General features: G+C 67.8%; 27 protein-coding genes. 8 read left to right on the top strand and 19 right to left on the bottom strand.

Features of this window, described 5'->3' with window-relative positions; all coding sequences use genetic code 11:
- Positions 1–3: 3 nt before the first annotated feature.
- The 3 genes from topA to JOF57_RS28250 form a co-directional block, all read right to left on the bottom strand.
- Positions 4–2,829 (bottom strand): type I DNA topoisomerase, encoded by a 2,826-nt coding sequence (gene topA / locus JOF57_RS28260; protein ID WP_209922588.1) that lies wholly within the window; start codon positions 2,827–2,829, stop codon positions 4–6.
- 103 nt (positions 2,830–2,932) lie between these two features.
- A complete protein-coding gene (locus JOF57_RS28255) occupies positions 2,933–3,526 on the bottom strand; it encodes a hypothetical protein (protein WP_209922586.1) in 594 nt (197 codons plus the stop codon).
- A 93-nt stretch (positions 3,527–3,619) separates the two neighbouring features.
- Positions 3,620–3,823 (bottom strand): cold-shock protein, encoded by a 204-nt coding sequence (locus tag JOF57_RS28250; RefSeq protein WP_006243848.1) that lies wholly within the window; start codon positions 3,821–3,823, stop codon positions 3,620–3,622.
- Positions 3,824–4,121: 298 nt separating this feature from the next.
- Here JOF57_RS28250 and JOF57_RS28245 point away from each other — a divergent pair, with 298 nt between their 5' ends.
- Positions 4,122–6,476, top strand: a complete 2,355-nt coding sequence (locus JOF57_RS28245; RefSeq protein ID WP_209922584.1) for a DNA 3'-5' helicase SftH — start codon at positions 4,122–4,124, stop codon at positions 6,474–6,476.
- 277 nt (positions 6,477–6,753) lie between these two features.
- Positions 6,754–7,776 (top strand): PAS domain-containing protein, encoded by a 1,023-nt coding sequence (locus JOF57_RS28240; protein WP_209922582.1) that lies wholly within the window; start codon positions 6,754–6,756, stop codon positions 7,774–7,776.
- On the opposite strand, the gene JOF57_RS28235 is transcribed toward JOF57_RS28240, so the two are convergent.
- The 7 genes from JOF57_RS28235 to ssd are packed head-to-tail and all read right to left on the bottom strand — an operon-like array spanning position 7,773 to position 12,278.
- On the bottom strand, positions 7,773–8,084 hold the full coding sequence (locus JOF57_RS28235; RefSeq protein WP_234938271.1) for an Rv3654c family TadE-like protein: 312 nt from the start codon (positions 8,082–8,084) through the stop codon (positions 7,773–7,775). The two genes, JOF57_RS28240 and JOF57_RS28235, sit on opposite strands and share 4 nt — an antisense overlap.
- Before the next feature lie 31 nt (positions 8,085–8,115).
- Positions 8,116–8,442: a TadE family type IV pilus minor pilin gene (locus JOF57_RS28230; protein WP_209923797.1), complete on the bottom strand. Its 327-nt coding sequence runs from the start codon at positions 8,440–8,442 to the stop codon at positions 8,116–8,118.
- An 8-nt stretch (positions 8,443–8,450) separates the two neighbouring features.
- The gene (locus JOF57_RS28225) at positions 8,451–8,654 is read right to left on the bottom strand and encodes a DUF4244 domain-containing protein (protein WP_209922578.1); all 204 of its coding nucleotides are present in this window, start codon (positions 8,652–8,654) and stop codon (positions 8,451–8,453) included.
- Between the two features lie 27 nt (positions 8,655–8,681).
- Positions 8,682–9,263, bottom strand: coding sequence for a type II secretion system F family protein (locus tag JOF57_RS28220; RefSeq protein ID WP_209922576.1), 582 nt, complete (start codon positions 9,261–9,263; stop codon positions 8,682–8,684).
- Positions 9,260–10,045, bottom strand: coding sequence for a type II secretion system F family protein (locus JOF57_RS28215; protein WP_209922574.1), 786 nt, complete (start codon positions 10,043–10,045; stop codon positions 9,260–9,262). The genes JOF57_RS28220 and JOF57_RS28215 overlap by 4 nt, the downstream gene beginning before the upstream one ends.
- Positions 10,042–11,202: a TadA family conjugal transfer-associated ATPase gene (locus tag JOF57_RS28210; protein WP_209922572.1), complete on the bottom strand. Its 1,161-nt coding sequence runs from the start codon at positions 11,200–11,202 to the stop codon at positions 10,042–10,044. The genes JOF57_RS28215 and JOF57_RS28210 overlap by 4 nt, the downstream gene beginning before the upstream one ends.
- Positions 11,199–12,278, bottom strand: a complete 1,080-nt coding sequence (gene ssd / locus JOF57_RS28205) for a septum site-determining protein Ssd (RefSeq protein WP_273544760.1) — start codon at positions 12,276–12,278, stop codon at positions 11,199–11,201. The genes JOF57_RS28210 and ssd overlap by 4 nt, the downstream gene beginning before the upstream one ends.
- 413 nt (positions 12,279–12,691) lie before the next feature.
- Between ssd and JOF57_RS28200 the strand changes: the two genes are divergently transcribed.
- On the top strand, positions 12,692–13,561 hold the full coding sequence (locus JOF57_RS28200; protein WP_209922570.1) for an HAD-IB family hydrolase: 870 nt from the start codon (positions 12,692–12,694) through the stop codon (positions 13,559–13,561).
- 427 nt (positions 13,562–13,988) lie between these two features.
- Here JOF57_RS28200 and JOF57_RS28195 read toward each other — a convergent pair whose 3' ends face one another.
- Positions 13,989–14,729 carry a Fic family protein gene (locus JOF57_RS28195; protein ID WP_209922568.1) on the bottom strand — a complete coding sequence of 247 codons (741 nt, stop codon included), beginning with the start codon at positions 14,727–14,729 and terminating at the stop codon, positions 13,989–13,991.
- Positions 14,730–14,855: 126 nt separating this feature from the next.
- Between JOF57_RS28195 and acs the strand changes: the two genes are divergently transcribed.
- Complete coding sequence (gene acs / locus JOF57_RS28190; protein ID WP_209922566.1) at positions 14,856–16,817, top strand: acetate--CoA ligase; 1,962 nt, start codon at positions 14,856–14,858, stop codon at positions 16,815–16,817.
- 13 nt (positions 16,818–16,830) lie between these two features.
- Here acs and JOF57_RS28185 read toward each other — a convergent pair whose 3' ends face one another.
- Positions 16,831–17,466: a S1 family peptidase gene (locus JOF57_RS28185; protein ID WP_407666655.1), complete on the bottom strand. Its 636-nt coding sequence runs from the start codon at positions 17,464–17,466 to the stop codon at positions 16,831–16,833.
- A 174-nt stretch (positions 17,467–17,640) separates the two neighbouring features.
- Here JOF57_RS28185 and JOF57_RS28180 point away from each other — a divergent pair, with 174 nt between their 5' ends.
- Together JOF57_RS28180 and JOF57_RS28175 are read left to right on the top strand one after the other, a co-directional pair.
- Entirely contained in the window at positions 17,641–18,162 is a 522-nt protein-coding gene (locus JOF57_RS28180; RefSeq protein ID WP_209922561.1) for a phage holin family protein, read from the top strand.
- Positions 18,162–19,109, top strand: a complete 948-nt coding sequence (locus tag JOF57_RS28175; RefSeq protein ID WP_209922559.1) for an alpha/beta fold hydrolase — start codon at positions 18,162–18,164, stop codon at positions 19,107–19,109. The genes JOF57_RS28180 and JOF57_RS28175 overlap by 1 nt, the downstream gene beginning before the upstream one ends.
- Here the strand turns inward: JOF57_RS28175 and marP are convergent, their stop codons facing one another.
- The 4 genes from marP to nth are packed head-to-tail and all read right to left on the bottom strand — an operon-like array spanning position 19,110 to position 22,537.
- On the bottom strand, positions 19,110–20,300 hold the full coding sequence (marP, locus tag JOF57_RS28170; protein WP_209922557.1) for an acid resistance serine protease MarP: 1,191 nt from the start codon (positions 20,298–20,300) through the stop codon (positions 19,110–19,112). It abuts the gene before it with no gap.
- 23 nt (positions 20,301–20,323) lie between these two features.
- Positions 20,324–21,097 (bottom strand): NUDIX hydrolase, encoded by a 774-nt coding sequence (locus tag JOF57_RS28165; protein ID WP_209922555.1) that lies wholly within the window; start codon positions 21,095–21,097, stop codon positions 20,324–20,326.
- 11 nt (positions 21,098–21,108) lie between these two features.
- The gene (locus JOF57_RS28160) at positions 21,109–21,756 is read right to left on the bottom strand and encodes a TlpA family protein disulfide reductase (protein ID WP_209922553.1); all 648 of its coding nucleotides are present in this window, start codon (positions 21,754–21,756) and stop codon (positions 21,109–21,111) included.
- A gap of 7 nt (positions 21,757–21,763) precedes the next feature.
- Positions 21,764–22,537 carry an endonuclease III gene (nth, locus tag JOF57_RS28155; protein ID WP_209922550.1) on the bottom strand — a complete coding sequence of 258 codons (774 nt, stop codon included), beginning with the start codon at positions 22,535–22,537 and terminating at the stop codon, positions 21,764–21,766.
- Between the two features lie 96 nt (positions 22,538–22,633).
- Here nth and JOF57_RS28150 point away from each other — a divergent pair, with 96 nt between their 5' ends.
- Both JOF57_RS28150 and crp read left to right on the top strand, forming a co-directional pair.
- A complete protein-coding gene (locus JOF57_RS28150) occupies positions 22,634–22,861 on the top strand; it encodes a hypothetical protein (RefSeq protein WP_209922549.1) in 228 nt (75 codons plus the stop codon).
- An 85-nt stretch (positions 22,862–22,946) separates the two neighbouring features.
- A complete protein-coding gene (crp, locus tag JOF57_RS28145) occupies positions 22,947–23,621 on the top strand; it encodes a cAMP-activated global transcriptional regulator CRP (protein WP_003883807.1) in 675 nt (224 codons plus the stop codon).
- 24 nt (positions 23,622–23,645) lie between these two features.
- Here crp and JOF57_RS28140 read toward each other — a convergent pair whose 3' ends face one another.
- From JOF57_RS28140 to JOF57_RS28130, 3 genes are read right to left on the bottom strand one after another with little or no spacing between them, the layout of a single operon-like run.
- Positions 23,646–24,452, bottom strand: coding sequence for an MBL fold metallo-hydrolase (locus tag JOF57_RS28140; RefSeq protein WP_209922545.1), 807 nt, complete (start codon positions 24,450–24,452; stop codon positions 23,646–23,648).
- The gene (locus JOF57_RS28135) at positions 24,449–24,904 is read right to left on the bottom strand and encodes a RidA family protein (RefSeq protein WP_209922543.1); all 456 of its coding nucleotides are present in this window, start codon (positions 24,902–24,904) and stop codon (positions 24,449–24,451) included. Before JOF57_RS28135 ends, JOF57_RS28140 begins: the two co-directional genes overlap by 4 nt.
- Positions 24,901–25,062, bottom strand: a complete 162-nt coding sequence (locus JOF57_RS28130) for a Sp36 family protein (RefSeq protein ID WP_098002231.1) — start codon at positions 25,060–25,062, stop codon at positions 24,901–24,903. The genes JOF57_RS28135 and JOF57_RS28130 overlap by 4 nt, the downstream gene beginning before the upstream one ends.
- Between the last annotated feature and the right edge of the window lie 28 nt (positions 25,063–25,090).

Raw genomic sequence — 25,090 nt, 5'->3', positions numbered from 1 at the left:
CGGTCAGGCCTTCTTGGCGGCGGCCTTCTTCGCCGGAGCCTTCTTGGCAGCGGTCTTCTTCGCGGCGGCCTTCTTTGCCGGAGCCTTCTTCGCGGCCTTCTTCACCGGCCCGCGGGCCCGGCGATCGGCCAACAGCTCCGAGGCCCGCTCATCGGTGATCGACAGCACGTCATCGCCCTTGCGCAGGCTGGCGTTCGTCTCGCCGTCGGTGACGTACGGGCCGAACCGGCCGTCCTTGATCACCATCGGCTTGCCGGTGGCCGAATCATTGCCGAGCTCGCGCAGCGGCGGGGCCGCAGCGGCCTGGCGCCCACGGCGTTTCGGCTCGGCGTAGATCGCCAGCGCCTCGTCGAGGGTGATGGTGAACATCTGCTCCTCGGTGGCCAACGAGCGAGAGTCGGTGCCGCGCTTGAGGTACGGCCCGTAGCGGCCGTTCTGCGCGGTGATCTCCTCGTTGTTCGACGGGTCGACGCCGACCACCCGCGGCAACGACAGCAGCTTGAGCGCGTCGTCGAGCGTCACCGTCTCCAGATCCATGGAGCGCAGCAGTGATCCGGTGCGCGGCTTGGGCCCGGTCGGCTTCTTGCCCTTCTTGGCCGTCGCCCCCGCCTCCGGATCTTCCGGCGGCTCGGGGAGGATCTCGGTGACATAGGGGCCGAATCGTCCGTCCTTGGCGACGATTTCGTGTCCGGACACCGGGTCGACACCCAGCACGCGGCCCTCTTGGGGTGTGGCGAAAAGCTTTTCGGCCAGCTCCAGGGTCAGCTCGTCGGGAGTCAGGTCGTCCTTGAGATTCGCGCGCTGGGGCTTGAGCTCGCCCGGATTGTCGGGATCATCGACCATCCGCTCCAGGTACGGCCCATTGCGGCCGACGCGGACCACGATCGTGCGCCCCTCGGCATCATCAAAGAGCTTGATGGAGTTGACTTCTCGCGCGTCGATACCTTCGAGGTTGCCGCCGACGAGGTGTTTGAGCCCACCGGCCCGGGCGATCGAGCCCTCGACGCCGTGGTCACCGCCGAAGTAGAAGTTCGACAGCCAGTTGGTGCGCTGCTCCTGGCCATTGGCGATCTCGTCGAGTTCGTCTTCCATGGCTGCGGTGAAGTCGTAATCCACCAGCCGGCCGAAATGCTGCTCGAGCAGTCCGATGACAGCGAAAGCGACCCACGACGGGACCAGCGCACTGCCCTTTTTGACCACGTAGCCGCGGTCCTGGATGGTCTTGATGATCGAGCTGTACGTCGACGGGCGGCCGATGCCGAGTTCTTCGAGGGCCTTGATCAGCGAGGCCTCGGTGTAGCGGGCCGGCGGGCTGGTGGTGTGTCCGTCGGCGGTCAGGTCGGCGGCATCGACGCGCTGACCCTGGGTCAGGTTCGGCAGCCGGCTCTCGGCGTCGTCGGCCTCACCGCCCGCCTGCTCGTCGAGGCTCTCGACGTAGGCCTTCAGGAAGCCCGCGAACGTGATGGTGCGGCCGGAGGCGTTGAAGACGACCTGCTCGCCGCCCGCTGCCGTACCGGCGATGCGCAGTGACAGCGTCGTGCCGCGCGCGTCAGCCATCTGCGAGGCCACGGTGCGCTGCCAGATCAGCTCGTAGAGCCGGAACTCGTCGGTGTCGAGCTGGGCGTGCAGCTGACCCGGGGTCTGGAACACGTCACCGGCGGGGCGGATCGCCTCGTGCGCCTCCTGCGCGTTCTTGACCTTGCGGGTGTACTGCCGCGGCGACGGATGCACGTACTCGGCGCCGTAGAGCTGCCCGGCCTGGGTGCGAGCGGCGTTGATGGCCGACTCCGACAACGTCGTCGAGTCGGTACGCATGTAGGTGATGTAGCCGTTCTCGTACAGCCGCTGCGCGATGCTCATCGTGCGCTCCGACGAGAACCGCAGCTTGCGGGCCGCCTCCTGCTGCAGCGTGGAGGTCATGAACGGCGCGTAGGGCTTGCGGGTGTACGGCTTCTGCTCGACGGAGCTCACGGCCAACTGAGCACCGCGCAGACCGGCGGCCAGGGCCCCGGCGCTGGCCTCGTCGAGCACCAGCACCTCGTCGGGCTTCTTCAGCTGCCCCAGCGAGTCGAAATCACGACCGGCGGCGACCCGGCGGCCGTCCACGGTGTTGAGCTTGGCGGTGAACTTGGGCGGCGCAGCACTGGCATCCGACACGGACGCGTCGAGTTCGGCGGTGACGTCCCAGTACCCGGCGCTGCGGAACGCCATGCGCTCCCGCTCGCGCTGCACGATGATGCGCGTGGCCACCGACTGCACGCGGCCCGCGGACAGCTTCGGTGCGACCTTCTTCCACAGCACGGGCGAGACCTCGTAGCCGTAGAGACGGTCGAGGATGCGGCGGGTTTCCTGAGCGTCGACCAGGGCGATGTCCAGGTCACGGGGGTTTTCCGCGGCGGCCCGGATGGCGGATTCGGTGATCTCGTGGAACACCATCCGCTTGACTGGGACCTTGGGCTTCAGCGTCTCCAGCAGATGCCAGGCGATCGCCTCACCCTCGCGGTCACCGTCCGTTGCGAGGTAGAGCTCGTCAACACCCTTGAGCAGGTCTTTGAGCTCGGTGACGGTGCTCTTCTTCTCCGGGCTGACGATGTAGAGCGGTTCGAAGTTGTCGTCGACATTGACCCCGAGGCGCGCCCACGGCTCGGATTTGTACTTGGCGGGCACGTCGGCAGCATTGCGCGGCAGGTCACGAATGTGCCCGCGGGAGGATTCGACTACGTAATTGGAGCCCAGGTAGCCGGCGATCTTGCGCGCCTTGGTCGGCGACTCGACAATTACGAGTCGCCGGACATTCCCCTTGCTACCGCTGCCGCTATCGCCAGCCAACTGTGCTTACGCTCCACTTCTATAGTTGCCGCGCCACGCCCGGCAACTGACAATTTCGCATTACCTGCGAGCCTACGCAAACCGGCTCTCCGCGTGTCCACCATTAAATACGCGGCCAATGCGCCAACGCGGAGGTATCCCCAGGTGGTTCCCCCACGTTCTCGACCAGGCGTGACAGCCGTCTCCGCCCGCTGATGCGCAGGGCCGGATGGGAGCCTCGAGTCCCGATCAATGTCGGTGCAATCCCGACCCGCATCATGGCCGCGGCCAACGCCGCGTGGGTATCGGGGGCGTGCGGGTCCAGGCCCAGCAGGTAACGGTCGTCGGCCTCCGGCGAGCCGGCCGCCAATGTCCAGGCCCGCAGCTCACGGGAGCCCGGCAGCCATCCGGGCGGCACGGTTTTGACCGCACCGCGCGTCCACTCACCGGCGATCAACATCAACTGCGGATCCAGCGCGGTACGTACCAGCGGATTGTTCTCATCAGTGCGGGAAATTTCCGAGACCAGTCCGGCATCGCTGATCATCTCGGCCAGGCCCTGGGCACGCCACATCTCGTCGACGACCACCGAGATCCGGGCCGCCTGCCTGCCACCGTTGCCGGCCAGCACAATCTGTCCCGGCCCGGCGAGCACCCCGGTCAGGTCGGCCACTGCGGGCGGCACCGACTCTGCCGAGAAGAAGGACAGCTGACTCACAAATCGACACTAGGCCAGCAGAGGCCGTAACAACGAGAACACCCCCGCGGTGTCCGGCACGGACTCAGCGGGGGTGTCTGTGTTGGGTTTGTCTCAGACGGCCCGAACACCCGTGGCCTGCGGGCCCTTGGGGCTCTGGCCAACCTCGAACTCAACCTTCTGGTTCTCCTCCAGGGTGCGGAATCCGCTACCCTGGATTTCCGTGTAGTGGACAAACACGTCGGCAGAGCCGTCCTCCGGAGCAATGAAGCCGAAGCCCTTCTCCGCGTTGAACCACTTCACAGTTCCCTGTGGCATCTTTTGTTCTTTCCTTCTCTTCAACCGGGTGCGGTCCACCGACTTCCGGTGCACCGGGCCCGTTCCGACCGCCATACCAACGCGCGAGTCGACCGGAACTGACCCGACCTACAACCCTCGCAGGAACCGCGATCGCAACGACGATCCTGCGAGTGCGAGTACAAACACAGAAGCTGCGACCGCGATCAGTCAACCATGTTCGGGCTTACTGCAACAGTGTTGGTATTCGGCGCGTGGTGAACAATTCGTTTACAAATCCGGGCCGATGTCGGTGGGATAGATCGCGGGAGGAAGAGCGGTGCTTGATCAGGGGTCGGATTTCGGCCGTGAGCTGCTCGCATGCGCTGTTGACGGCACCCCTTCCGGCGAGAATCCGCTACGCCATGTTGCGGATATCCCGCCTCGCCACGGCAAACCTCGTCAGTGGCCGGAATGGGCCAATCCGGAGGTCGTCCAGGCGTTGAGAGACCGCGGGATCAGTGCGCCCTGGTCGCATCAACTCGCCGCGGCCGAACTGGCTCATGACGGACGGCACGTGGTGGTGTCCACCGGCACCGCATCGGGCAAATCGCTGGCCTACCAACTGCCGATCCTGTCGGCGTTGGCCGAGGACCCGCGGGCACGGGTGCTCTATCTGTCCCCGACGAAGGCGCTCGGACACGACCAGCTGCGTACCGCACAGAGTCTGGCCGAGACGGTCACGGCATTGCGCGACGTCGGACCGGCCCCGTATGACGGTGACAGCGCGACCGAGGTACGCCGATTCGCCCGGGAACGATCGCGGTGGATCTTCTCCAACCCGGACATGATCCATTTGTCGCTGCTGCGCAACCACGCCCGCTGGGCGGTGTTCCTGCGCCACCTCAAGTTCATCGTCATCGACGAATGTCACTACTACCGCGGCATTTTCGGCTCCAACGTGGCCATGGTGCTGCGCCGGCTGCTGCGGTTGTGTGAGAGATACGCGCCGGATGGCGCCGGTCCGACAGTCATCTTCGCGAGTGCCACCACGGCGTCACCGGCCGAAACCGCCGCCGAGTTGATCGGGCAGACGGTGGCCGAGGTGACCGAGGACGGCTCACCGCAGGGTGCACGCACGATCGCGCTGTGGGAACCGGCCCTGCTCGACGATCTCACCGGCGAGAACGGCGCGCCGGTGCGGCGTTCGGCCGGCGCCGAGGCGGCGCGGGTGATGGCCGATCTCATGACCGAGGGGGCACGCACCCTGACGTTCGTCCGGTCCCGTCGGGGCGCCGAACTCACCGCGCTGGGGACCCGGGCCCGGCTGGAAGACACCGCACCGGAGCTGGCCGATCTGGTGGCGTCCTACCGCGCCGGTTATCTCTCCGAAGACCGCCGCGACCTGGAACACGCGCTGACCAATGGGCAGCTTCGTGGGCTGGCCACCACCAACGCGCTGGAGCTCGGCATCGACATCGCCGGGCTGGACGCGGTGGTGATGGCCGGGTTTCCCGGCACCGTCACCTCGTTCTGGCAGCAGGCCGGCCGGTCCGGCCGGCGCGGGCAGGGCGCGCTGATCGTGTTGATCGCGCGCGACGATCCGCTCGATACCTACCTGGTGCACCATCCCGCAGCGCTGTTGGACAAGCCGATCGAGCGGGTGGTGATCGACCCGACGAATCCGCACGTGCTGGGCCCGCAATTGCTCTGCGCCGCGGCTGAGCTACCGCTCACCCAGGCCGAAGTGCGGTTGTGGAACGCCGAGGCGGTGGCCGAATCCCTGGTCGACGACGGACTGCTCCGGAAACGCCCCAGCGGCTATTTCCCCGCACCCGGGGTGGATCCGCACCCGGCAGTGGACATCCGCGGCTCCAGCGGCGGTCAGATCGCGATCCTGGAGGCCGATACCGGCAGAATGCTGGGCAGCACCGGCGCCGGGCAGGCGGCGGCCTCGCTGCATCCGGGCGCGGTATATCTGCACCAGGGCGAGACCTATCTGGTCGACTCGTTGTCCTTCGAGGACGGGGTGGCGTTCGTGTATGCCGCCAATCCCGGCTACAGCACGTTCGCCAGGGAACTGACCGACATCGAGGTCACCGGCCCCGGCGAGCGCAGTACCTTCGGCCCGGTCACCGTGGGCCTGGTTCCGGTGTCGGTGACCAACACCGTGGTCGGCTACCTGCGCCGCCGCATCGACGGCGAGGTCATCGATTTCGTGGAGCTGGACATGCCGCCGAGAACCCTGGACACCATGGCCGTCATGTGCACGATCACTCCGGAGGCATTGCAGGACAATAATATTGACCTGCTCGCCATGCCGGGAAGTCTGCATGCCGCCGAACACGCGGCCATCGGCCTGATGCCCCTGGTGGCCAGTTGCGACCGGGGTGACATCGGCGGGGTCTCGACGGCCGTCGGCCCGGTGGACGGCCGGCCGTCGATCTTCGTCTACGACGGCTATCCCGGCGGTGCGGGTTTCGCCGACCGCGGATTCCGCAATCTCGGTACCTGGTGGGCTGCGACGGCCGACGCGATCGAAGCCTGCGAGTGTCCGCACGGTTGCCCCTCGTGCGTGCAGTCACCGAAATGCGGCAACGGCAACGACCCGTTGGACAAATCGGGCGCGGTAAAAGTACTCCGCCTGGTGCTCGGCGCGCTGAGTACGTCCTCAGCGAACCCCCGACCGCGTTGACGACCGACCCCTCGACGGCCGACTACACGGATCCACAACTGCGTGGCTGCATTCGGCTACGCCGAACACACAGACGGTGCCACGAACGGTCGGACAACGCGATCCGTTCCCAATCCCGGAGGCCGGGTGCAGTGGCAAATTACGTTAACCCACTCATGTTTGCAACCCCACAGACCTCATTTCGGATATCCGCGACCGTAATCCGCAGTTCTCTCCTGCGGATTACGGCGCTGCGGCGCGCGTATGTAGCTACTCGTACCCCGGTAAAATGCCGCGAATGACTCACGACTGGCTGCTCGTGGAGACGCTGGGTAGCGAGCCTGTTGTCGTCGCCCGAGGTCTGCAGACGAAGAACCTCGTCCCGATCAGTGTGTTTCTGCGACGAAATCCGCACCTGATGGCGATCCAGTCCGCGATCAGGGAAACGGTCCAGGCCGGCCAGGGCCTCAGCAGCATCACGCCCAAGAATGACCGCGTAATCCGCACCGAAGTGGCGCGGATGTCCGACGGCTGCATCCACGGGGTGCACGTCTGGGTCGGGCCGATCGATGTCGACCCGCCGCAGCGGCCGGTTCCCGGCCCACTGGTCTGGGACCTGACCACGGGCGTGGCCACCGACACGGCCGAATCCCTGCACAACAGCGGGATGAACCCGGAGACCGAGCCCACCCACGACCGGTCGTTCGCCGACGACCTGCCTGCCAGGGCCTTCAACGGCAGCGAAGCCAAGATTCTGGCGATGACCGTCAATCCCGTGGTCGGCCGCACCTTGTGCACCACCTGGGACGTCACCGACTACCGCGGCGAGCCCATCACGGTGGGATTTGTCGCCCGGGTGACTCTGGAACCTCACGATGACGGCTCCGACCGACTGATCTGTCGAGCGATGAACTGGCGTAGCGAACGCGAGCATCCGGTACCGCCCGACAGCCTGGCCCAGCGGATCCTCAACGGGCTGGCCCGGCCCGGCGTGCACCGGGCCCTGGTCGGCCTCGACGACTGGAAGTTGTTGAAGTGGCTCGATGACCCGGCACCATTCTTCGACTGGCGCAACCGCGAGGGCGGTCCGGCCCGCATCCATCCGACCGACGCTCGGCACATGGCCCGGATGACCACCGAATTCACCGACGGCGTCACCGCCGCGGTGCTGCGGATGCGCGCCGCGGACGGTGGCTGGCAACCGGTGCACATGACGATCAACCGGATCGAACTCGACGAAGAGACTTCCGCGGGCCTGATCGCGCTGCGGTTGCCCACCGACGACGAGGTCGCCGCCGCGGACCTCGACCGGCCCGACTAGGTCGCGACGTCCACCGGTCCGGCGCGGGCGGCCGCCCGGGCCGGACCGACGCCCCACCGGCCGAGGCGGACCGGAACCGACACCTCGAGCACCACGTCGAGACCGTCGATCCGGCAGGCGCCGAGGACCGAACGCATCCGTACCGCGATCTGGGCGGCCTGTGCGCACGCTGCATCCGGCCCGGACACCACCGCACCGGCGGCGCTCAGGGCGGCCAGATCCGCCGCCGCCTGGGCCCGGTGCCGGGCCGTGACGGCGGCACCAAGGTAGGCGCCACCCGTCGCGAACACGATCAGCATCGCGATCATCGCCGAGGCCAACAGCGTGGCCGAGCCTCGCTCACCCGACGCCGGGTTCAGGTGCCGCGGCCGCCTCAGCGGACACGGTGAACCCCGGCAACGCCGTGGCGGCACTGACCCGGGCCACCACCAAACCGCCGTCACGACCGACATGCACCACCGCGCCGGACGGCGCGACCCGGCGAGCGGCCGCCGTTGCCGCCTCGCCTTCACCGCGGGCGGCCAGGCGGGCGGCTTCGCGCGCCGCGTCGATGCAGCGGATCTGCATGCCCACGGCACCGAGTCCGCCGACACACAGCACCAGGACAGCCACGAGAGTGGCGACCGCAAAGGCGGCCTCGACGGTGACCGCACCCCGGTCATCCAGCCGGGCATCTAGACGCTGGTGTTCAGCGCCCGGCTGATGATGTTGGTCAGCGCGCTCACGATCGAATCCCCCGTGACCACCGTGTACAGGATCGCCCCGAACGCCGCCGCGGCAATGGTGCCGATCGCATATTCGACGGTGCTCATCCCTGTTTCGTCGACCATCAACAGCGCCGCCCTGGCATGCGCCCGCTGAATCATGTTTCCTGCCATGATATTTCCTCCCTCTGCGATGTGCACTCACAACAAACCTGAACCCAGCACGTCACCGGCCAGACCGGCCACCACGGGGATCACGCCCAGGCACAGGAACGCCGGCAGATAGCACAGGCCCAATGGTCCGGCGACCAGTACCGAGGCACGTTCTGCCACCGCATCGGCAGCGGCAGCGGCATCGTGTCGGGCGTGGACGGCCAACTCGGCCACCCCGTCGGCCAGCGCGCTGCCCGAGGCCGCCGAACGGCGGGCCAGCCGCAGCAGGGCCTCGGCGTTCTTCCCCTGCGGCACCACGTCACCACCACCGGCCCAGGCCCGGGCCGGGTCTGCCCCGAGCGCGAGGAGTTCGGCTGCGCGGCGCAGCATCGGCGCCAGTGACGGTGGGGCCGATGCGGTGGCTGCCGCAGCCGCGGTCGACACCGCCATCCCCGCGGCCAGGCAAGCGGAGAACAAATCGAACGTCGAGGCTGCAGCGAGCGGATCATCGGTGTACACCCGTCGCGTGTCCACCCTCGTCACCGGTGCGGGCGCGGCGCGGGACCGCACCCGCACCGGATCTGCCCCGATCAGCAGCGCTGCGGCGAGAAACAGTGCCGCCCAACTCATCTCAATACCCGTCCGATGATCCGGTCCGACCACATCAGTCCGGCACAGGCCAGCAGGACACCGATCGTCAGCAGCCAACCCCCCACTCCAGGCCCGCACAGAAACGCCAGGGGTTGCGCACCGATCAACTGACCCAGTGCGATCCCGACCACGGGCAGCCCGGCCAGCACCGCCGCAGTCGCCCGCGGGCCCGCCATCGCCGCCTCGACATGGGAAGAAAACCGTTCGCGCTCAACGATGTCGCGCTGCGCGGTGTGCATCAGCGTGGCGATCGAAAGTCCGTAAACGTGGGCCAACCGCCAGCAGACCGCGAGCCGTTCCCAATGCATCGGCAACTCCGACGCTGCCGCAACATCTTCCAGCCCGGCCGCGACATCGGCACCCAGGCGGGCCCGCGCGGCGACAGCTCTCATGCCCTGACGTACCGGCCCGGTCACCTCGCCGGCCGCGGTGCCGAAGGCGTTGACCGGATGGATACCGGTGCGCAGTTCACCCACCAACACGTCCAGGGCGGCCTGCAGCGCGGCGGATTCCTGTTGCCGCTGCCGCCATGCAGCGCGACGCCTGCGACGCACCACGACTGTGCCGGACAGCAGCGCCGTGGCCACGGCGGCGGGCAGTGAAACCAGCCAGGCCAGAACGACTCCCAGCACCACCAGGACGGGCGCTGCGCGCAGGTGGCGCCGACGCGGCGCATCCGTGCGCCGTAGCGCAGCCGCCCGCCGGGGCGTGGCCGGCCACAGCAGAAGTGCGGCGGCCAACGCCAGTGCACCCGCTGTCACGGCGACACCCGCTGTTCGACAAGGGCTTGGAGAGTCTCTGCGCCACCGCCCAAACCAGTGTCGGCATGCCACGCCGTCACCACCTCCAGATCACCCCGGACCGCCCGGCGCAGTACCGCGATCTCGGCGAGCCTGCGCCGCCCGGCGCCGTCACGCCCGACGTGAAGCAGCACCTGCACGGCCGCGGCCAGTTGACTGATCAGCGCGGCACGATCCAGACCGCCGAGTGCACCGAGGGCCTCCAGCCGGGCCGGCACTTCCGCCGGGTTGTTGGCATGCACGGTGCCTGCCCCGCCGTCATGCCCGGTGTTGAGCGCCGCCAGCAGGTCGACCACCTCGGCGCCGCGAACCTCACCGACGACGATCCGGTCCGGACGCATCCGCAACGCCTGTCTGACCAGGTCACGCACTGTGACCTCACCGACGCCCTCGACGTTGGCGCCCCGGGCCACCAGCGTGACCAGATGTGGGTGCGGTGGGGCCAGTTCGGCGGCGTCCTCGACGCAGACGATGCGCTCATCGGCGGATACGGCACCGAGCGCCGCGGCCAGCAGCGTGGTCTTGCCGCAGCCGGTTCCGCCCGAGATCAGGAACGCCAGCCTGGCCCGGATGATGGCGCGCAGCAGTTCGGCGGCCGGTGGCGGAATCGCACCGGACCGGGTGAGGGTGTCGAGATTCTGGGTGGCCGGGCGCAACACCCGCAGCGACAGACAGGTACCTGCGGCCGCGATCGGAGGTAGCACCGCGTGCAACCGCACGGTGAACGGGCCGATCCCGCTGAGTTGACCGTCCACCCACGGCTGCGCCTCGTCGAGACGGCGCCCGGCCAACAGTGCCAATCGCTGGGCCAGCCTCCGGACCGCTCCCTCGTCGGGGAAACACACTGCGCTGCGGTGCAACCCGTTGCCGTCATCTACCCACACCGCGCCGGGGGCCGTGACGAGTACATCGGTGGTGGTCGGCGCACACAACAGCGGTTCCAGGACGCCTGCGCCGGTCAGCTCGGTCTCCAGCAGCCGCAGGTTGCTCAGCACCTCGGTGTCTCCGAGCAGGCCGCCGGACTCCGCCCGAATGGCCGCGGCGACCACACCGGGGCTGAGCGGAGACGCTTCGGCCACCAGCCGTTCGCGTACCCGGTCGATCAGCGAGGCACTCACGCCGGCTCCTGCACGGGGTGACGGGCCAGGACCTCCAGCACCCGCCGCGCAGCCGAGCCGAGCGGCGACCGCGACCGCACCCGCAGGCCGCCGCGCTCCAACACCTCGGCGATGCCGGCCTGTGGTCGCATCGCGGCGAGTAGCGGCAGGTCCACGATGCGGGCCACCTCGGCTGCCCGAAGCCCGCCCGGCGACGGGCCCCGAACCACCACACCGGCATTCGGGTTGCAGGCCAGCACCCACGGCCGCGCGGCCGCTGCGGCGGTGCACGACCGCACGTCGGCCGGTGCCACCAGGACCACCAGATCGGCTGCGTTCAAAGCGGTTTCGGCCGCCTCGGTGGCGCGGCGGGGCACGTCGCACACCACCGTGACACCGCCACGGCACCCCGCCTCGATGACCGCCGCCACCGGCTCGGCCTCGATATCGGCACCCGAGCGCCCGCTGGAGAGCACGCTGACCCCGTCACGGCAGGGCAGCGCGTCGCGCAGCGCCGGAAAACCCAACCGGCCACCCTGCAGCGCCAGGTCCGGCCAGCGCAGACCGGCCAGGTCCTCACTGCCCGCCACCAGGTCGATCCCCCCGCTCCACGGGTCGGCCTCGATCAACAGTGCGGCCGGCGCCGATTGAGCCAGCGCCACCGCGAACACCGATGCACCGGCACCACCCCTGGCGCTCACGACCGCCACCGCGGGGCCGCGACCACCGTCGTCGCAGCAGGCCGCCTCCGACAGGGCCGCCACGAGATCGGCGTCCTGGGCGGGCAGCGTCACCACGTGTTGGGCGCCGACGTTGATCGCGGCCTGCCAGTCGTCGGGCCGCGGATCGTCGCGGCCGACGAGAACCACCCGGGTACGACGGGGCAGCCCCCTGGCGGCGCACCGCAGTGCGGCCGAGGCGTCGAGCAGCACGGCGGCGGCTGCCGTCCAGGCCTTGCGTCCGGAGGGGTCGTCGACGAGGACGAGTCCGACGCCGGCGGCAGCGGCCACCCGGGACACATCCTCACGCAGCTGCGGGTCACCGATCAGGGCCAGCACGGTGCCGGACGGGCTGATCGAGGTGCTCGGAATGGCCATGTGCCCACCCTGCGGGCAACGACGGGGCCGACACCATCACCAATCCGCGGATTGTGGATGAACTTCGGCCTGTGGATCAATCCCCCGGGCGGGAGACACGCTGGGCGACACGCTGAAAATGCGGTTCCGCAACCACAGCGGCTGGGCCGACAGAGATTATTTTCCCCCAGAAAAGGGACGACCCCCGCCAGGGGGGGAGGAGGCGGAGGTCGTCGTGTATCAGCCCCGGGGGGTCGGGCTGATACACCCTCGGCATAAGCCGAGTAATGCTCACTATACACACGGAACTGCCAAAACCCGCAAGGGACACCGGCGCGAGCTACCGAGCGCGATTGCGGAATCACCGCCCGAAAGAATGTGTCTTGAACTGCCATTTTGTATCGCCCGTCGGTTATGCGGGTGCACCTGCCTCTATGCTGGCGCTCGTGACCGCTTCCGATCGGGCTGCCGGGGAATTGACCGCACTGCAATCCGGGCCGGACGATGGTCGGCCGGTGCGCACGGCCGCCTTTTTCGACCTCGACAAAACCGTCATCGCCAAGTCCAGCGCGTTCGCTTTCAGCAAACCTTTCTTCAATCAGGGTCTGTTGAACCGTCGGACGGTGTTGAAGTCGACCTACGCCCAGTTCTTGTTCCTGATGTCGGGCGCCGACCACGATCAGATGGATCGGATGCGCAGCTACGTCACCAACATGTGCACCGGTTGGGACGTCGAGCAGGTCAAGTCGATCGTCGGCGAGACCTTGCACGACATCGTCGACCCGCTGGTGTTCGCCGAGGCCGCCGAGCTGATCGCCGACCACAAACTGTGCGGCCGCGACGTCGTGGTGGTGTCAGCCTCGGGCGAGGAGATCGTCGCACCGATCGCCAGGGCGTTGGGCGCCACCCATGCGATGGCGACCCGGATGGTGGTCGAAGAGGGGCGCTACACCGGCGAGATCGCGTTCTACTGCTACGGCGAGGGCAAGGTCGAGGCGATCCGCGCCCTGGCCGCACGCGAGGGCTACGCCCTGGATCACTGCTACGCCTATTCGGATTCGATCACCGATGTTCCGATGCTCGAATCGGTGGGCCACCCCACCGCCGTCAATCCCGACCGGGGCCTGCGCAAGGAGGCCGCCGCGCGCGGCTGGCCGGTGCTGACCTTCACCAGGCCGGTGTCGTTGCGGGACCGGATTCCGGCGCCGTCGGGGGCCGCGGTCGCCACCACTGCGGCCGTCGGGATCAGTGCCCTGGCGGCCGGCGCACTGACGTACTCACTCTTGCGCCGCTTCACTTCCTGAGCTACCGGATGTAGTAGCTGACGACCCCGGAGTAACGATCGGAACTCGGGTGCATTTCACCCTTGCTGTGACCGTGGTCACGTAGTACAAAGGAACCACGGAAGCTTGATGAGGCCAAGAGGTAGTCGGAAGAGAAGGCTAAATCTCCCGAACCAGGTTTCCCAGCACGGGTCCCGGCACCCACGCGGAGCACATGCCGCGGAATAGGCAAAAGTGTTGCGGGCCTGCGTGATTGCGGAGAGCGGACGGCCACGACGGCCCCTTGGGTGGGGTTGCAGCCGAAGCGCATTGCAAGGACGCCGAGGTCACCCACGCAACCCACCTGGCACGCTTGGTAACCGGTATCCGTGCTAGCGGGCGACGAGCCGAAACATCGTTTCGGACCGTCGCCCGCTTTCGTTTGCTGGGAGTGCCCCGAGCTGCGGGGTCAGCCAGCCGCCGACTGGGCGATCTGCAGCGCTTCGCGCGCACCGCCCTGCAGGGCCTCACTACTGAGCAGCAGCCATGCGGTCAGCCCGTCGGCGGTGCCGGAGGCGAATCCCCGTGCAGCAGCCCGATACTCCCCCGACTTTCGCATCCAGTGCGCCTCGGGAACCCCCAGCCCGTGCGGATCCAGCCCGCTGGCGATGGTCACCAGGCGCGACACCGCGCGTGCCACCACCCCATCGGCGGTCCCGAATGGAGCCAGGCTGAGGAGTTCGCCGTGGGCCACCGCGGCCAGCACGGGAGCGGGGACTTTGGAGCCGCCGGCCAGGATCTCCGTCAGAAGCTCGAGACGGCGCCCGACGTCGGGGTCGGTCCGCGGCCGGCCCAGGTGCTCATCGTCGGCGAGGTCGGCCGCCGCCAATGCGTGCAGTCGGGCCAGGGCCTGCATCGGCGCCCGCTGCCACACACCGACGAGCGAGGTAGCACCGCCTTCCAATGCCTCGGCGACGCGGATGGCGCCCGCGGTCACCGCATCGGGTTCACCGTCGGCCGACAACTGGAGGGCCCCACCGTCGAGCACGGCGGAGGCCCGCGCCGCACGCAGGGCCGCCTCGGCCGCCGTCTGCGGCCAGCCGCGCAGGTTGAACTTGTGTCGATGCGCCCGGCCCAAGGCCTCACGCGCCTCGTCGCTGGCCGCAGACACACCGGGCAGGTCGACCAGGGGTGCGAGTGGATCGGTCATACGCGAAACGCTAGCGGACCGCTGAACTCCGTCGCGCCGACCGTTGGGCGCATCAGGACCGCCGCCCGACAACCGTCTTGTGACGTCCCAACGCCGGTGCAACGTTTGGTGACTACGCTCACATCCATGTCACACGCACCAACGACGTCAACCGAAGTTCCGTCAGCTTATCCACCGCCTGCCGGTTTCGCGGCCGATGCCAACGCGACGGAACAGTTGTACATCGAGGCCGAGACGGACCGGTTGGCGTTCTGGGCCGCCCAGGCCGAGCGGTTGTCGTGGCAGACCCCGTTCACCGAGGTGTTGGACTGGTCGCAGGCGCCGTTCGCGAAGTGGTTTGTCGGCGGCAAGCTCAATGTGGCCTACAACTGCGTGGACCGTCACGTCGAGGCCGGCAACGGGGATCGCGTCGCAATCCACTGGGAAGGTGAACCGGTCGGGGATGCCCGCGACATCACCTACGCCCAACTCCAAGACGAAGTCTGCAAGGCCGCCAACACCCTGGCCGGGTTGGGGTTGGTCGCCGGTGACCGGGTCGCCATCTACATGCCGATGGTGCCCGAGGCGATCGTGGCGATGCTGGCTTGTGCGCGCCTGGGCGCCATGCATTCGGTGGTGTTCGCCGGATTCTCCGCGGCCGCACTCAAGGCGCGCATCGAGGACGCGCAAGCCAAGCTCGTCATCACCACCGATGGCCAGTACCGGCGCGGTAAGGCCGCCTCGCTCAAAGATGCGGTCGATGAGGCGGTTTCAGATCAGCCCAGCGTCGAGCACGTCCTGGTGGTGCGCCGCACCGGGATCGACGTGAACTGGACCGAGGGCCGCGATCTGTGGTGGCACGACACCGTCGAGCAAGCCTCGCCCGAGCACACGCCCGAAGCCTTCGACTCCGAGCAGCCGCTGTTCTTGCTGTACACCTCGGGGACCACGGGCAAACCCAAGGGCATCGTGCACACCTCGGGCGGCTATCTGACCCAGTCGGCGTACACCCATTACAACGTGTTCGACCTCAAACCCGACACCGATGTGTACTGGTGCACCGCCGACATCGGCTGGGTGACCGGGCACACCTACATCGTCTACGGGCCGCTGGCCAACGGCGCCACTCAGGTGGTCTACGAGGGCACCCCGACCTCACCGACCGAGCACCGCCACTTCGAGATCATCGAAAAGTACGGTGTCACAATCTATTACACCGCGCCCACGCTGATCCGCACCTTTATGAAGCTGGGACGTCAGATACCGGCCGACCATAATCTGTCCAGCTTGCGGCTACTGGGTTCAGTCGGTGAGCCGATCAACCCCGAGGCCTGGCGCTGGTACCGGGAAGTCATCGGCGCGGGCAAAACCCCGGTCGTGGACACCTGGTGGCAGACCGAGACCGGGGCGATCATGATCTCCCCGCTGCCCGGTGTCACCGCGGCCAAGCCCGGCTCGGCGATGACCCCACTGCCCGGCATCAGCGCCAAGATCGTCGACGACGACGGCAACGAACTGGTCCCCGGGGCTGATGAAGCCGAGCACGTCACCGGTTACCTGGTCCTGGACCAGCCGTGGCCGGCGATGCTGCGCGGCATCTGGGGCGACCCCAAGCGATTCAAGGAGACCTACTGGTCGCGTTTCGCCGAGCAGGGCTGGTACTTCGCCGGTGACGGTGCCCGCTACGACAGCGACGGCAACATCTGGGTTTTGGGCCGCATCGACGACGTCATGAACATCTCCGGACACCGGATCTCCACCGCCGAGGTGGAATCGGCTCTGGTCGGACATTCCGGGGTCGCCGAGGCCGCCGTGGTCGGCGCGTCCGATGACACCACGGGCCAGGCGATCTGCGCGTTCGTCATCCTCAAGGCCTCCGCCCACGGCGGAAACGACACCATGATCGACGAACTGCGCGCGCAGGTGTCCACCGAGATCTCCCCGATCGCCAAGCCGCGGGAGATCCACGTTGTGCCCGAGCTACCCAAAACCCGCAGCGGCAAGATCATGCGCCGGTTGTTGCGCGACGTGGCCGAGGGCCGCGAACTCGGCGACACCTCAACCCTGGTCGACCCCAGCGTCTTCGAAGCGATCCGCGCCAGCAAGTAGGTTCCAGGCCCGCCTAACCGACCGGGACGAAACCCGTTCCCGGTCGGTTCTTGGCGGTGATGTCCGCCAGCTGCGTGTTGAACGACATCGTCACCGCCGGCGTGTGCAGGGGCACGAACTTCACTACGCAGGTCGGCAATTCCTCGCTGTAGGCGCCGTGGATCATGCCGACCAGCCGATTGTTGACCGTGACCGGCGCGCCCGAGTCGCCGGGCTGGCCGCACACCTGGTTGACGATGGTGCCCGGGTCCTTACCCGGCCCCCAGGTGACGCCGCAGGAGTAGCCCGTCGTTCGGCCCAGCTTGCAGGCGATCTCACCGAACGCCGGGTCCGGTCCGAGCCCGTCGATCTGGAAACCGTTGACGTTGTTGATCGGCGTCACCTTGGCCGGATCGAACTGGATGACCGCGTAGTCGAGCCCGTCATTACCGGCCACCATCGTGCCGACCACTCCGGCGCTGTCGGCACCCTCAGCCGACACGGTGGCGCCCGGCCCGCCGCAGTGCGCCGAGGTGAAGCCGATGAGCCGGCCGGCGCTGTCGTGCCCGATCGTGGTGAGCGTGCAGAATGCGTCGCCGTTGACCACGATCCCCGAACCGCCACCCAGCACCACCGGCGGAGCGGCATGCGCAAGGGCCGGAGTCAACATCGCAACAGCGGCGACGACCGGTGCACCAATCAGCGACTGCCAGCGGTGTCTGCTCGTCAAGTGTCCTCCGATCGACGCGCCCGACCCGCGCAACTCAAGAATGGGCTCAGTCTACTGAGTGCAGGATGTCGGCCGGGATCGTTAACGGCTTCGCCGCATGGCAACATGAACGCCATGAGCACAGGCGACCGCAGGGACGGCGTTCCGACGACGGTGACCTCGATTCCGCTCGTCGACCCGCATGCCCCCAAACCGGACCCGTCGATCGGCGACCTGGTCAAGGACGCCACCGCGCAGGTCTCCACCCTGCTGCGCGCCGAAGTGGAGCTGGCCAAGGCCGAGATCACCCGAGACGTGAAGAAGGGCCTGACCGGCAGCGTGTTCTTCATCGCCGCGCTGGTGGTCCTGTTCTACTCGACGTTCTTTTTCTTCTTCTTCATGGCCGAGCTGCTCGACACCTGGCTGTGGCGCTGGGTGGCCTTCCTCATCGTGTTCGGCCTGATGGTGCTGACCACCGGTGCGCTGGCATTGTTCGGCTTCCTGAAGGTGCGACGGATCAAGGGTCCGCAGCAGACCATCGAGTCGGTCAAGGAGACCCGCGTCGCCCTGACACCGGGCCACGACAAGGGCACCGCGGCCATCGGGTCGGCATCGGCCGTCCCGGCCAAGCCGGCCACCGACCCGTCAGGCTGGTAATGCCTCCACCCGCCCCGTCGATCGCCAGGATCGAGGGGCCGTGGCGACATCTGCAGGTGCATGCCAACGGTATTCGGTTTCATCTGGTCGAGGGCGAGAGCCCGAGTGACAACAGCGACACGGACCGACCGCTGGTCATCCTCCTGCACGGGTTCGGCTCGTTCTGGTGGTCGTGGCGTCACCAACTCACCGGACTGACCGACGCCCGTGTGGTGGCGGTCGACCTGCGCGGCTACGGCGACAGTGACAAACCGCCTCGCGGTTACGACGGCTGGACCCTGGCCGGGGACACCGCCGGCTTGGTGCGCGCGCTGGGGCACAAGACCGCGACGCTGGTCGGGCACGCTGACGGTGGTCTGGTGTGCTGGGCGACCGCGGCGCTGCATCCGCGTGTGGTCGACGCGATCGCACTCGTCAGCTCACCGCACCCGCGGGCGCTGAGGGCATCCACTCTGACGCGCCGCGACCAGGGCCGCGCGCTGCTGCCGTCGATGTTGAGATATCAGCTACCGGTCTGGCCCGAGCACACGCTGGCCCGTCACGGCGGCGCGGAGTTGGAGCGTCTGGTCCGCGGCCGGGCCGGGGCCGCCTGGCAGACCAGCCAGGACTTCGCCCTCACCATGGGCCATCTGCGTCAGGCCATCCAGATCCCCGGGGCCGCGCACTGTGCACTGGAGTACCAGCGGTGGGCGGTGCGCAGTCAACTGCGCGCTGAGGGTCGGCGATTCATGCGCTCGATGAAACATCCGATCGGCGTGCCAGTGCTGCACATGCGCGGTGACGCCGACCCGTACGTGCTGGCCGACCCGGTGCACCGGACCCAGCACTATGCGCCACATGGACGGTACGTATCGATCACGGGTGCCGGACATTTCGGCCATGAAGAACAACCGGAGGCAGTCAACGAGCAGCTGAGCCGGTTCCTGGCCCAGCTGCACGCCAACTGATCAGGAGTTGATGCAGGTGCCGGTCGCGACGCGCGCGGTGTTGCCGATCTTGGCCAGCTGATGCTCGACTTCCTTGGCGGTCAGCACGAACCCGGTGTCGACGTCGTCGACTGCCGCACCGAACACCACGCCCAGCACCTTGCCTGACCGATTGATCATCGGCCCGCCTGAATTGCCTTGCCGCACCGTGCCCCTGACCGTGTAGACCTCGCGGGTGACGGTGGTGGTGCGGTAGATGTCGGGCCCGTTGAGTTCGATGATCTCGCGCACGCGGGCCGGGGTGGCCAGGAAATCGCCGCCACCCGGGTAACCCATCACCACAGCGTCGGTGCCCTTCGGGGCCGGCTGGTCGGCGAACTGCAGCGGGGTGATCGGCAGATTCGGGACGTCGAGGATGGAGATGTCGGCGTTGGGGTCATACGACACCACGCCGGCGTCGTAGGTCTTGCCGTCGGCCTCGATCGTCACGCTGTCGGCGCCGGCCACCACGTGGGCATTGGACATCACCCGGTTGGGGGCGACCACGAATCCGCTGCCCTCAAGCACCTTCTGGCAGCTCGGCGCGACGCCGCGGATCTTCACCACGGCGGGCCGGGTCATCGCCACCACCGGGTCGTTGGCCAGTGCGGCGTCCGGGGCGTCGACGTTGACGATGGGGGTTCGGCCGAACGGTTCGAGCACATCGGGCAGCCCGGACGTGTCCAACAGCGCCGACAACCGGTTCGGCACCGAGCGAAGCCAATCCGGCGCCACCTTGTCAACCTCGGTGAGTACCCGCGAATTCTTCACCGCCGCAGCTAGATTCGGCTGGTCCGAGGAAGTCAGCAGGCTACCCAGCAACCAGGACGCGACGAGGACGGCGACCAGCATCAGGCTCACCCCGACGGCCGAGTCCAACACCCGGAACACGGGGTTCCGGATGGTGCCGCGCACGGCGCGGCCGAGCACCACACCGGCGATCTCACCGATCACCACGAGCGCAAGGATCAGGAACAGCGTGGCGAACAGCTTGGTGCGGTCACCGGAGATGTGCGGAATCACGTGCGGCGCCAGCAGCACGCCTGCCACCGCACCGAGCACCACGCCGATGAAGGACAGCAGGGAGCCGAGCGCGCCGGAACGCCAGCCGGAGATCGCTGCGACGAACCCGATGCCGAGGATGGCGAAATCGAGCCAGACCGAAGATGTCATCTATATCCACTTCAACATTGGGCTTAACCGTAACCGTTGTCATGCCCGACAAGGGCCATTGCATCGTCGAGTCCGCGGACGTCGTCGGTGTTCCAGGGTTTGGCCCAACCCGCGACGTCGAGGATCGCCGAGATGACCTGGCCGGTGAAACCCCACACCAGCATCTGGTTGAGGAGGAAGGCCGGCCCGGCGAACCGGCCGGCGTTGACGTCCCGGTACACCATGAGCCGGTTCTCCGGGTTGATGAAGGCGCGCACCGGAACCCGCGCGACGACGGCGGTCTCGGATTCGTTGATCACGGCGACCTGCCCCGGGTCGGGCGAGTAGGCCAGCACCGGGACCACGTGGAACCCGGACGGCGGGATGAACATCTTCTCCAGCGTCGCCAACGGGTAGAGCCGACTGGTGTCGATGCCCGTCTCTTCCCAGGCCTCGCGGAAGGCCGTGCCCACCGGGCCCTGATCGCCGGGATCGGCCGCCCCGCCAGGGAACGCGGCCTGGCCGGCGTGATGGCGCAGGGTCGAGGCGCGGACCGTCACCAGCAGGTCGGCATCCTCGGGAAGGAGTGGAGGCGTGCCCTGAGACGGGCCCGCCGGACCGGAGAACAACACCAGAACTGCGGCGTCGCGTAGCGCGCCGGCCCGGGCGGCTTGATTGTTGGCTTCGGCGATGCCCGCCAGCACGTCAGGGGGCACCCGTCGACGGTAGGCATCGGGCACGCGGTCGAGGTTGTCCACCAGCGGTTTGAGCCAGGCCGGGGCGGCATCCGGGAACAGCCCGTCGTGCGTCGAACTCACCCCGGGTGCTCCTATCGGCTAGAGCGGATCAACTCGTCAACCGCCGCCGCGATCTCGTCGGCGCTGACGAACGATCTGGGTAGGGTCCCGGCCACGCTACCGTCCGCGCGCAACACCACCGTCGCAGGCATGACGTTGGGCACCTTGAGCGCGGCAGCCACCAATCGCCTGCCGTCCTGCAGGGTCGGCAGACGCACTCCGAGTTCGGCCAGGCGCACCAGCGCCGCCGTCTCGTTCTCGTCCTGGTGCACGGTCACGACCAGCACGTCGTCGCCGACGCGGCGCTGGTATTCGGCCATCGCCGGCAGCTCGTCGGCGCATGGGCCGCACCAGTACGCCCAGAGATTGAGCACCACGGTCCGGCCGGCCAGCGCGCGGGCCACATCCACGGACTTCCCGTCACCGGCGCACTCCAGCGTGATGCCGCGCAGCGCTTCGGTGCCCTCCCCTTTCCCAGGGCCGGGGCACGGCGGCAGATCCGCGCGCGCCCGGGGACCGGCGAGGGCCTCGGAGGTGTCGGCGTCACGGTGATCACGGGAGGTGGACTGCCCCGCCCCGGCCTGCTGCGCCGGCTCGTCGCGCAACTCCATCCAGAACGCGGTGCCGAGCGCGACCAGGATCACCAGCACCACCACGGTCCAGCGGGCCGATCTACTCATCGTGTGTTCACAGCCCGGCCAGCTCCAGCAGATGCTCGGTCTCGGGACCTCTGACCAGCGCAGCAGCGGTGGGCGGATCGGTGGGCCCCAGCCCGAACGACGGGCAGTCCTTGGCCAGCACACACACGCCGCACGCCGGCTTACGGGCGTGGCACACCCGGCGCCCGTGGAAGATCACCCGGTGGCTGAGCAGGGTCCATTCCTTGCGTTCGATGAGTTCACCGATCGCGAACTCGACCTTCACGGGATCTTCCTCGGCCGTCCAGCGCCAGCGCCGCACCAGCCGCCCGAAGTGGGTGTCGACGGTGATCCCGGGAACGTCGAAGGCGTTACCGAGGATGACGTTGGCGGTCTTGCGCCCCACACCGGGCAGCGTCACCAGATCTTCGATGTTGTCCGGCACCTGCCCGTCGAACCGCGCCACCAACTCCTGCCCAAGCCGGATCAGCGAGTTGGCCTTGTTCCGGTAGAACCCGGTCGGCCGGATCAGCTCCTCCATCTCGGCGCGGTCGGCCTGCGCGTAGTCCAGGGCCGTGCGGTATTTGAGGAACAACGCCGGGGTGGTCAGGTTCACCCGCTTGTCGGTGCTCTGCGCCGACAAGATGGTCGCCACAGCCAGTTCCAGCGGATTGGTGAAATCCAGCTCGCAGTAGACGTGCGGAAATGCCCGCGCCAGTTCACGATTCATCCGTCGAGCCCGACGGACCAGGCCCAGGTGGGTTTCGGTGTCCCACTTCTTGGACCGGCGCGTTTTCCCTGTTGGGGCGGCAGCCTCAGTCACATCAGTCAGCGTACTGACCTCGTCGGACGTTCCGTGGTGCGGACCGGTGATGATTCGTGACCCCGCTGAGACCTACGCCGTGTTAACTACTGCCTTGTGTCGTGGTTGCTGGTCGCGCTCATCCCCGGGTTGCTCATGTTGGCGGCCTTCGGGCTCGAGCGACTCGAAGCAGGGTTGGACCGAAAGCCCGGCCCGGCGCCGGCCGTGCCGCGGGTCAAGCCGGTACTCCTCGACGTCGAGAGTGAAGGTTTGCCGACGCGGTACTACGAACCGCAGGCCATGAATACCGGGTTTCCGGCGTCTCGACACGTCAATCGTGTGTAGCGTGGGCTAGTCGCGAAACCGCGTACCTCTAGACTGAGCAGGAATTCTCAGTAAGAGGACTACACCCAATAGCTTAAGGGGCAACGTGGACGAGATCCTGGCCAGGGCCGGAATCTTCCAGGGCGTCGAGCCGACCGCTGTTTCGGCGCTGACGAAGCAGTTGCAGCCCGTCGACTTCCCGCGCGGGCACACCGTCTTCGCCGAAGGCGAGCCCGGCGACCGCCTGTACATCATCATTTCCGGCAAGGTGAAGATCGGCCGCCGTTCACCGGACGGCCGCGAGAACCTGCTGACCATCATGGGTCCGTCGGACATGTTCGGTGAGCTGTCGATCTTCGACCCGGGGCCCCGCACCTCGAGCGCCACCACCATCACCGAGGTGCGTGCGGTGTCGATGGACCGCGATGCGTTGCGCGCGTGGATCGCCGACCGTCCTGAGATCGCCGAGCAGTTGCTGCGGGTGCTCGCGCGTCGTCTGCGCCGCACCAACAACAACCTGGCCGACCTGATCTTCACCGACGTTCCCGGCCGGGTGGCCAAGCAGCTGCTGCAGCTGGCACAGCGGTTCGGCACCCAGGAGGGCGGGGCGCTGCGCGTCACGCACGACCTGACGCAGGAAGAGATCGCCCAGCTCGTCGGCGCCTCCCGCGAAACCGTCAACAAGGCACTGGCCGATTTCGCCCACCGCGGCTGGATCCGGCTGGAGGGTAAGAGCGTGCTGATCAGCGACAGCGAGCGGCTGGCGCGCCGAGCGCGCTAGCGCGAGGGTCCAGCACAGCGCGCGCTAGTCCCGCAAATAGTCCAGCTGGGCCTGCACCGACTTCTCGGCGGCATCCCAGAGTTTCTGGTCGACATCGGTGTAGACGTGCTCGACAACCTGTCGCGCCCCGGCGTCATCTCCCAGTTCCCTTAGGGCTGCCCGGATCTGGTCCAACCGCTGCTCGCGGTGCGCCAGGTACATCGCCGTCACTTCGTGAAGATTCGGTAGATCGGGGCCGTGCCCGGGAAGCACCCTGCGCGGGCCGAGACCCTGCAGGCGTTGCAGCGACTCCAGGTAGTCCCGCAGGCTGCCGTCCTCGGTGTCGATGACGGTGGTGCCGCGGCCCAGCACGGTGTCGGCGGTCAGGACCGCCCCTGGTCCGTTGTCGTCGTCGAGCACGAAGCTCAGCGAATCGACCGTGTGACCGGGCGTGGCCATCACCTTGATCCGCAGCCCGGCCGCGTCGATCACCTCGCCGTCGGTCAGCGGGCCGCCCAGGCCCCTCAGGAAGCCGCTGCCGACCGAGCGGACGGTGGCGCCCGTCAGGTCCACGAGCTTGTCGATGCCGCCGGTGTGGTCCTCATGCTTGTGACTGATCAACACCAGCGTGACCTTGCCCAGTGCGGCGATACGCGCGATGTGCGCCTCATCGTCGGGACCGGGGTCGACGACGACGATCTCGTCGCTCCCCGGGCCACGCAGCACCCACGTGTTGGTCCCGTCCAGGGTCATCAGCCCCGGGTTGTCGCACAGCAGCACCGAGGCCGACACCGTGTCTGTTTCGACGACCGGTCGCAGCAGCCCGTAGGCCGGGTGCTGTGCTGCCGTCACGCTGTTTCGACGATGATCTCGACTTCGACCGGAGCGTTACGCGGCAGTTCCGACACGCCGACGGCTGAACGCGCATGCGCGCCCGCCTCGCCGAATATCTCGCCGAACAGCTCGGAGGCGCCGTTGACGACGGCGGGCTGTCCGCTGAATCCGGGTGCGGAGGCGACGAACCCGGTCACCTTGATGATTCGGACGACGGAGTCGATGCCCACCAGCGTGTGCACGGCGGCCAACGCATTGAGGCCGCAGACCCGGGCCAGCTCGTTGGCCTGCTCGGGGCTGATCTCCGCGCCGACCTTGCCGGTGGCCAGCAGCTCACCGGCCTGGATCGGAAGTTGACCGGCGGTGTAGACCAGGTTGCCGGTCCGCACCGCGGGCACGTAGGCGGCCAGCGGCGCGACCACACCGGGCAGTTCGATGCCCAGTTCGGTCAGCCGTTGTGAGTTGGTCACTTCGGCCGCTTCAGATAGGCGACGTGCTGCTCGCCGGTCGGGCCCGGTAGCACCGAGACCAATTCCCAGCCGTCCTCACCCCACTGATCGAGAATCTGTTTCGTGGCGTGGGTCAACAACGGCACCGTGGCGTACTCCCATTTGTTCGCTTCGCTCACGCCGCCCACCTAGTTCCTTCATTCATGA

Origin of the sequence: Mycolicibacterium lutetiense (genome assembly GCF_017876775.1) — a bacterium.
GTDB lineage: Bacteria > Actinomycetota > Actinomycetes > Mycobacteriales > Mycobacteriaceae > Mycobacterium > Mycobacterium lutetiense.
The sequence above is the reverse complement of the archived record's forward strand: the minus strand, read 5'-3'. Positions and strand labels throughout refer to the sequence as shown.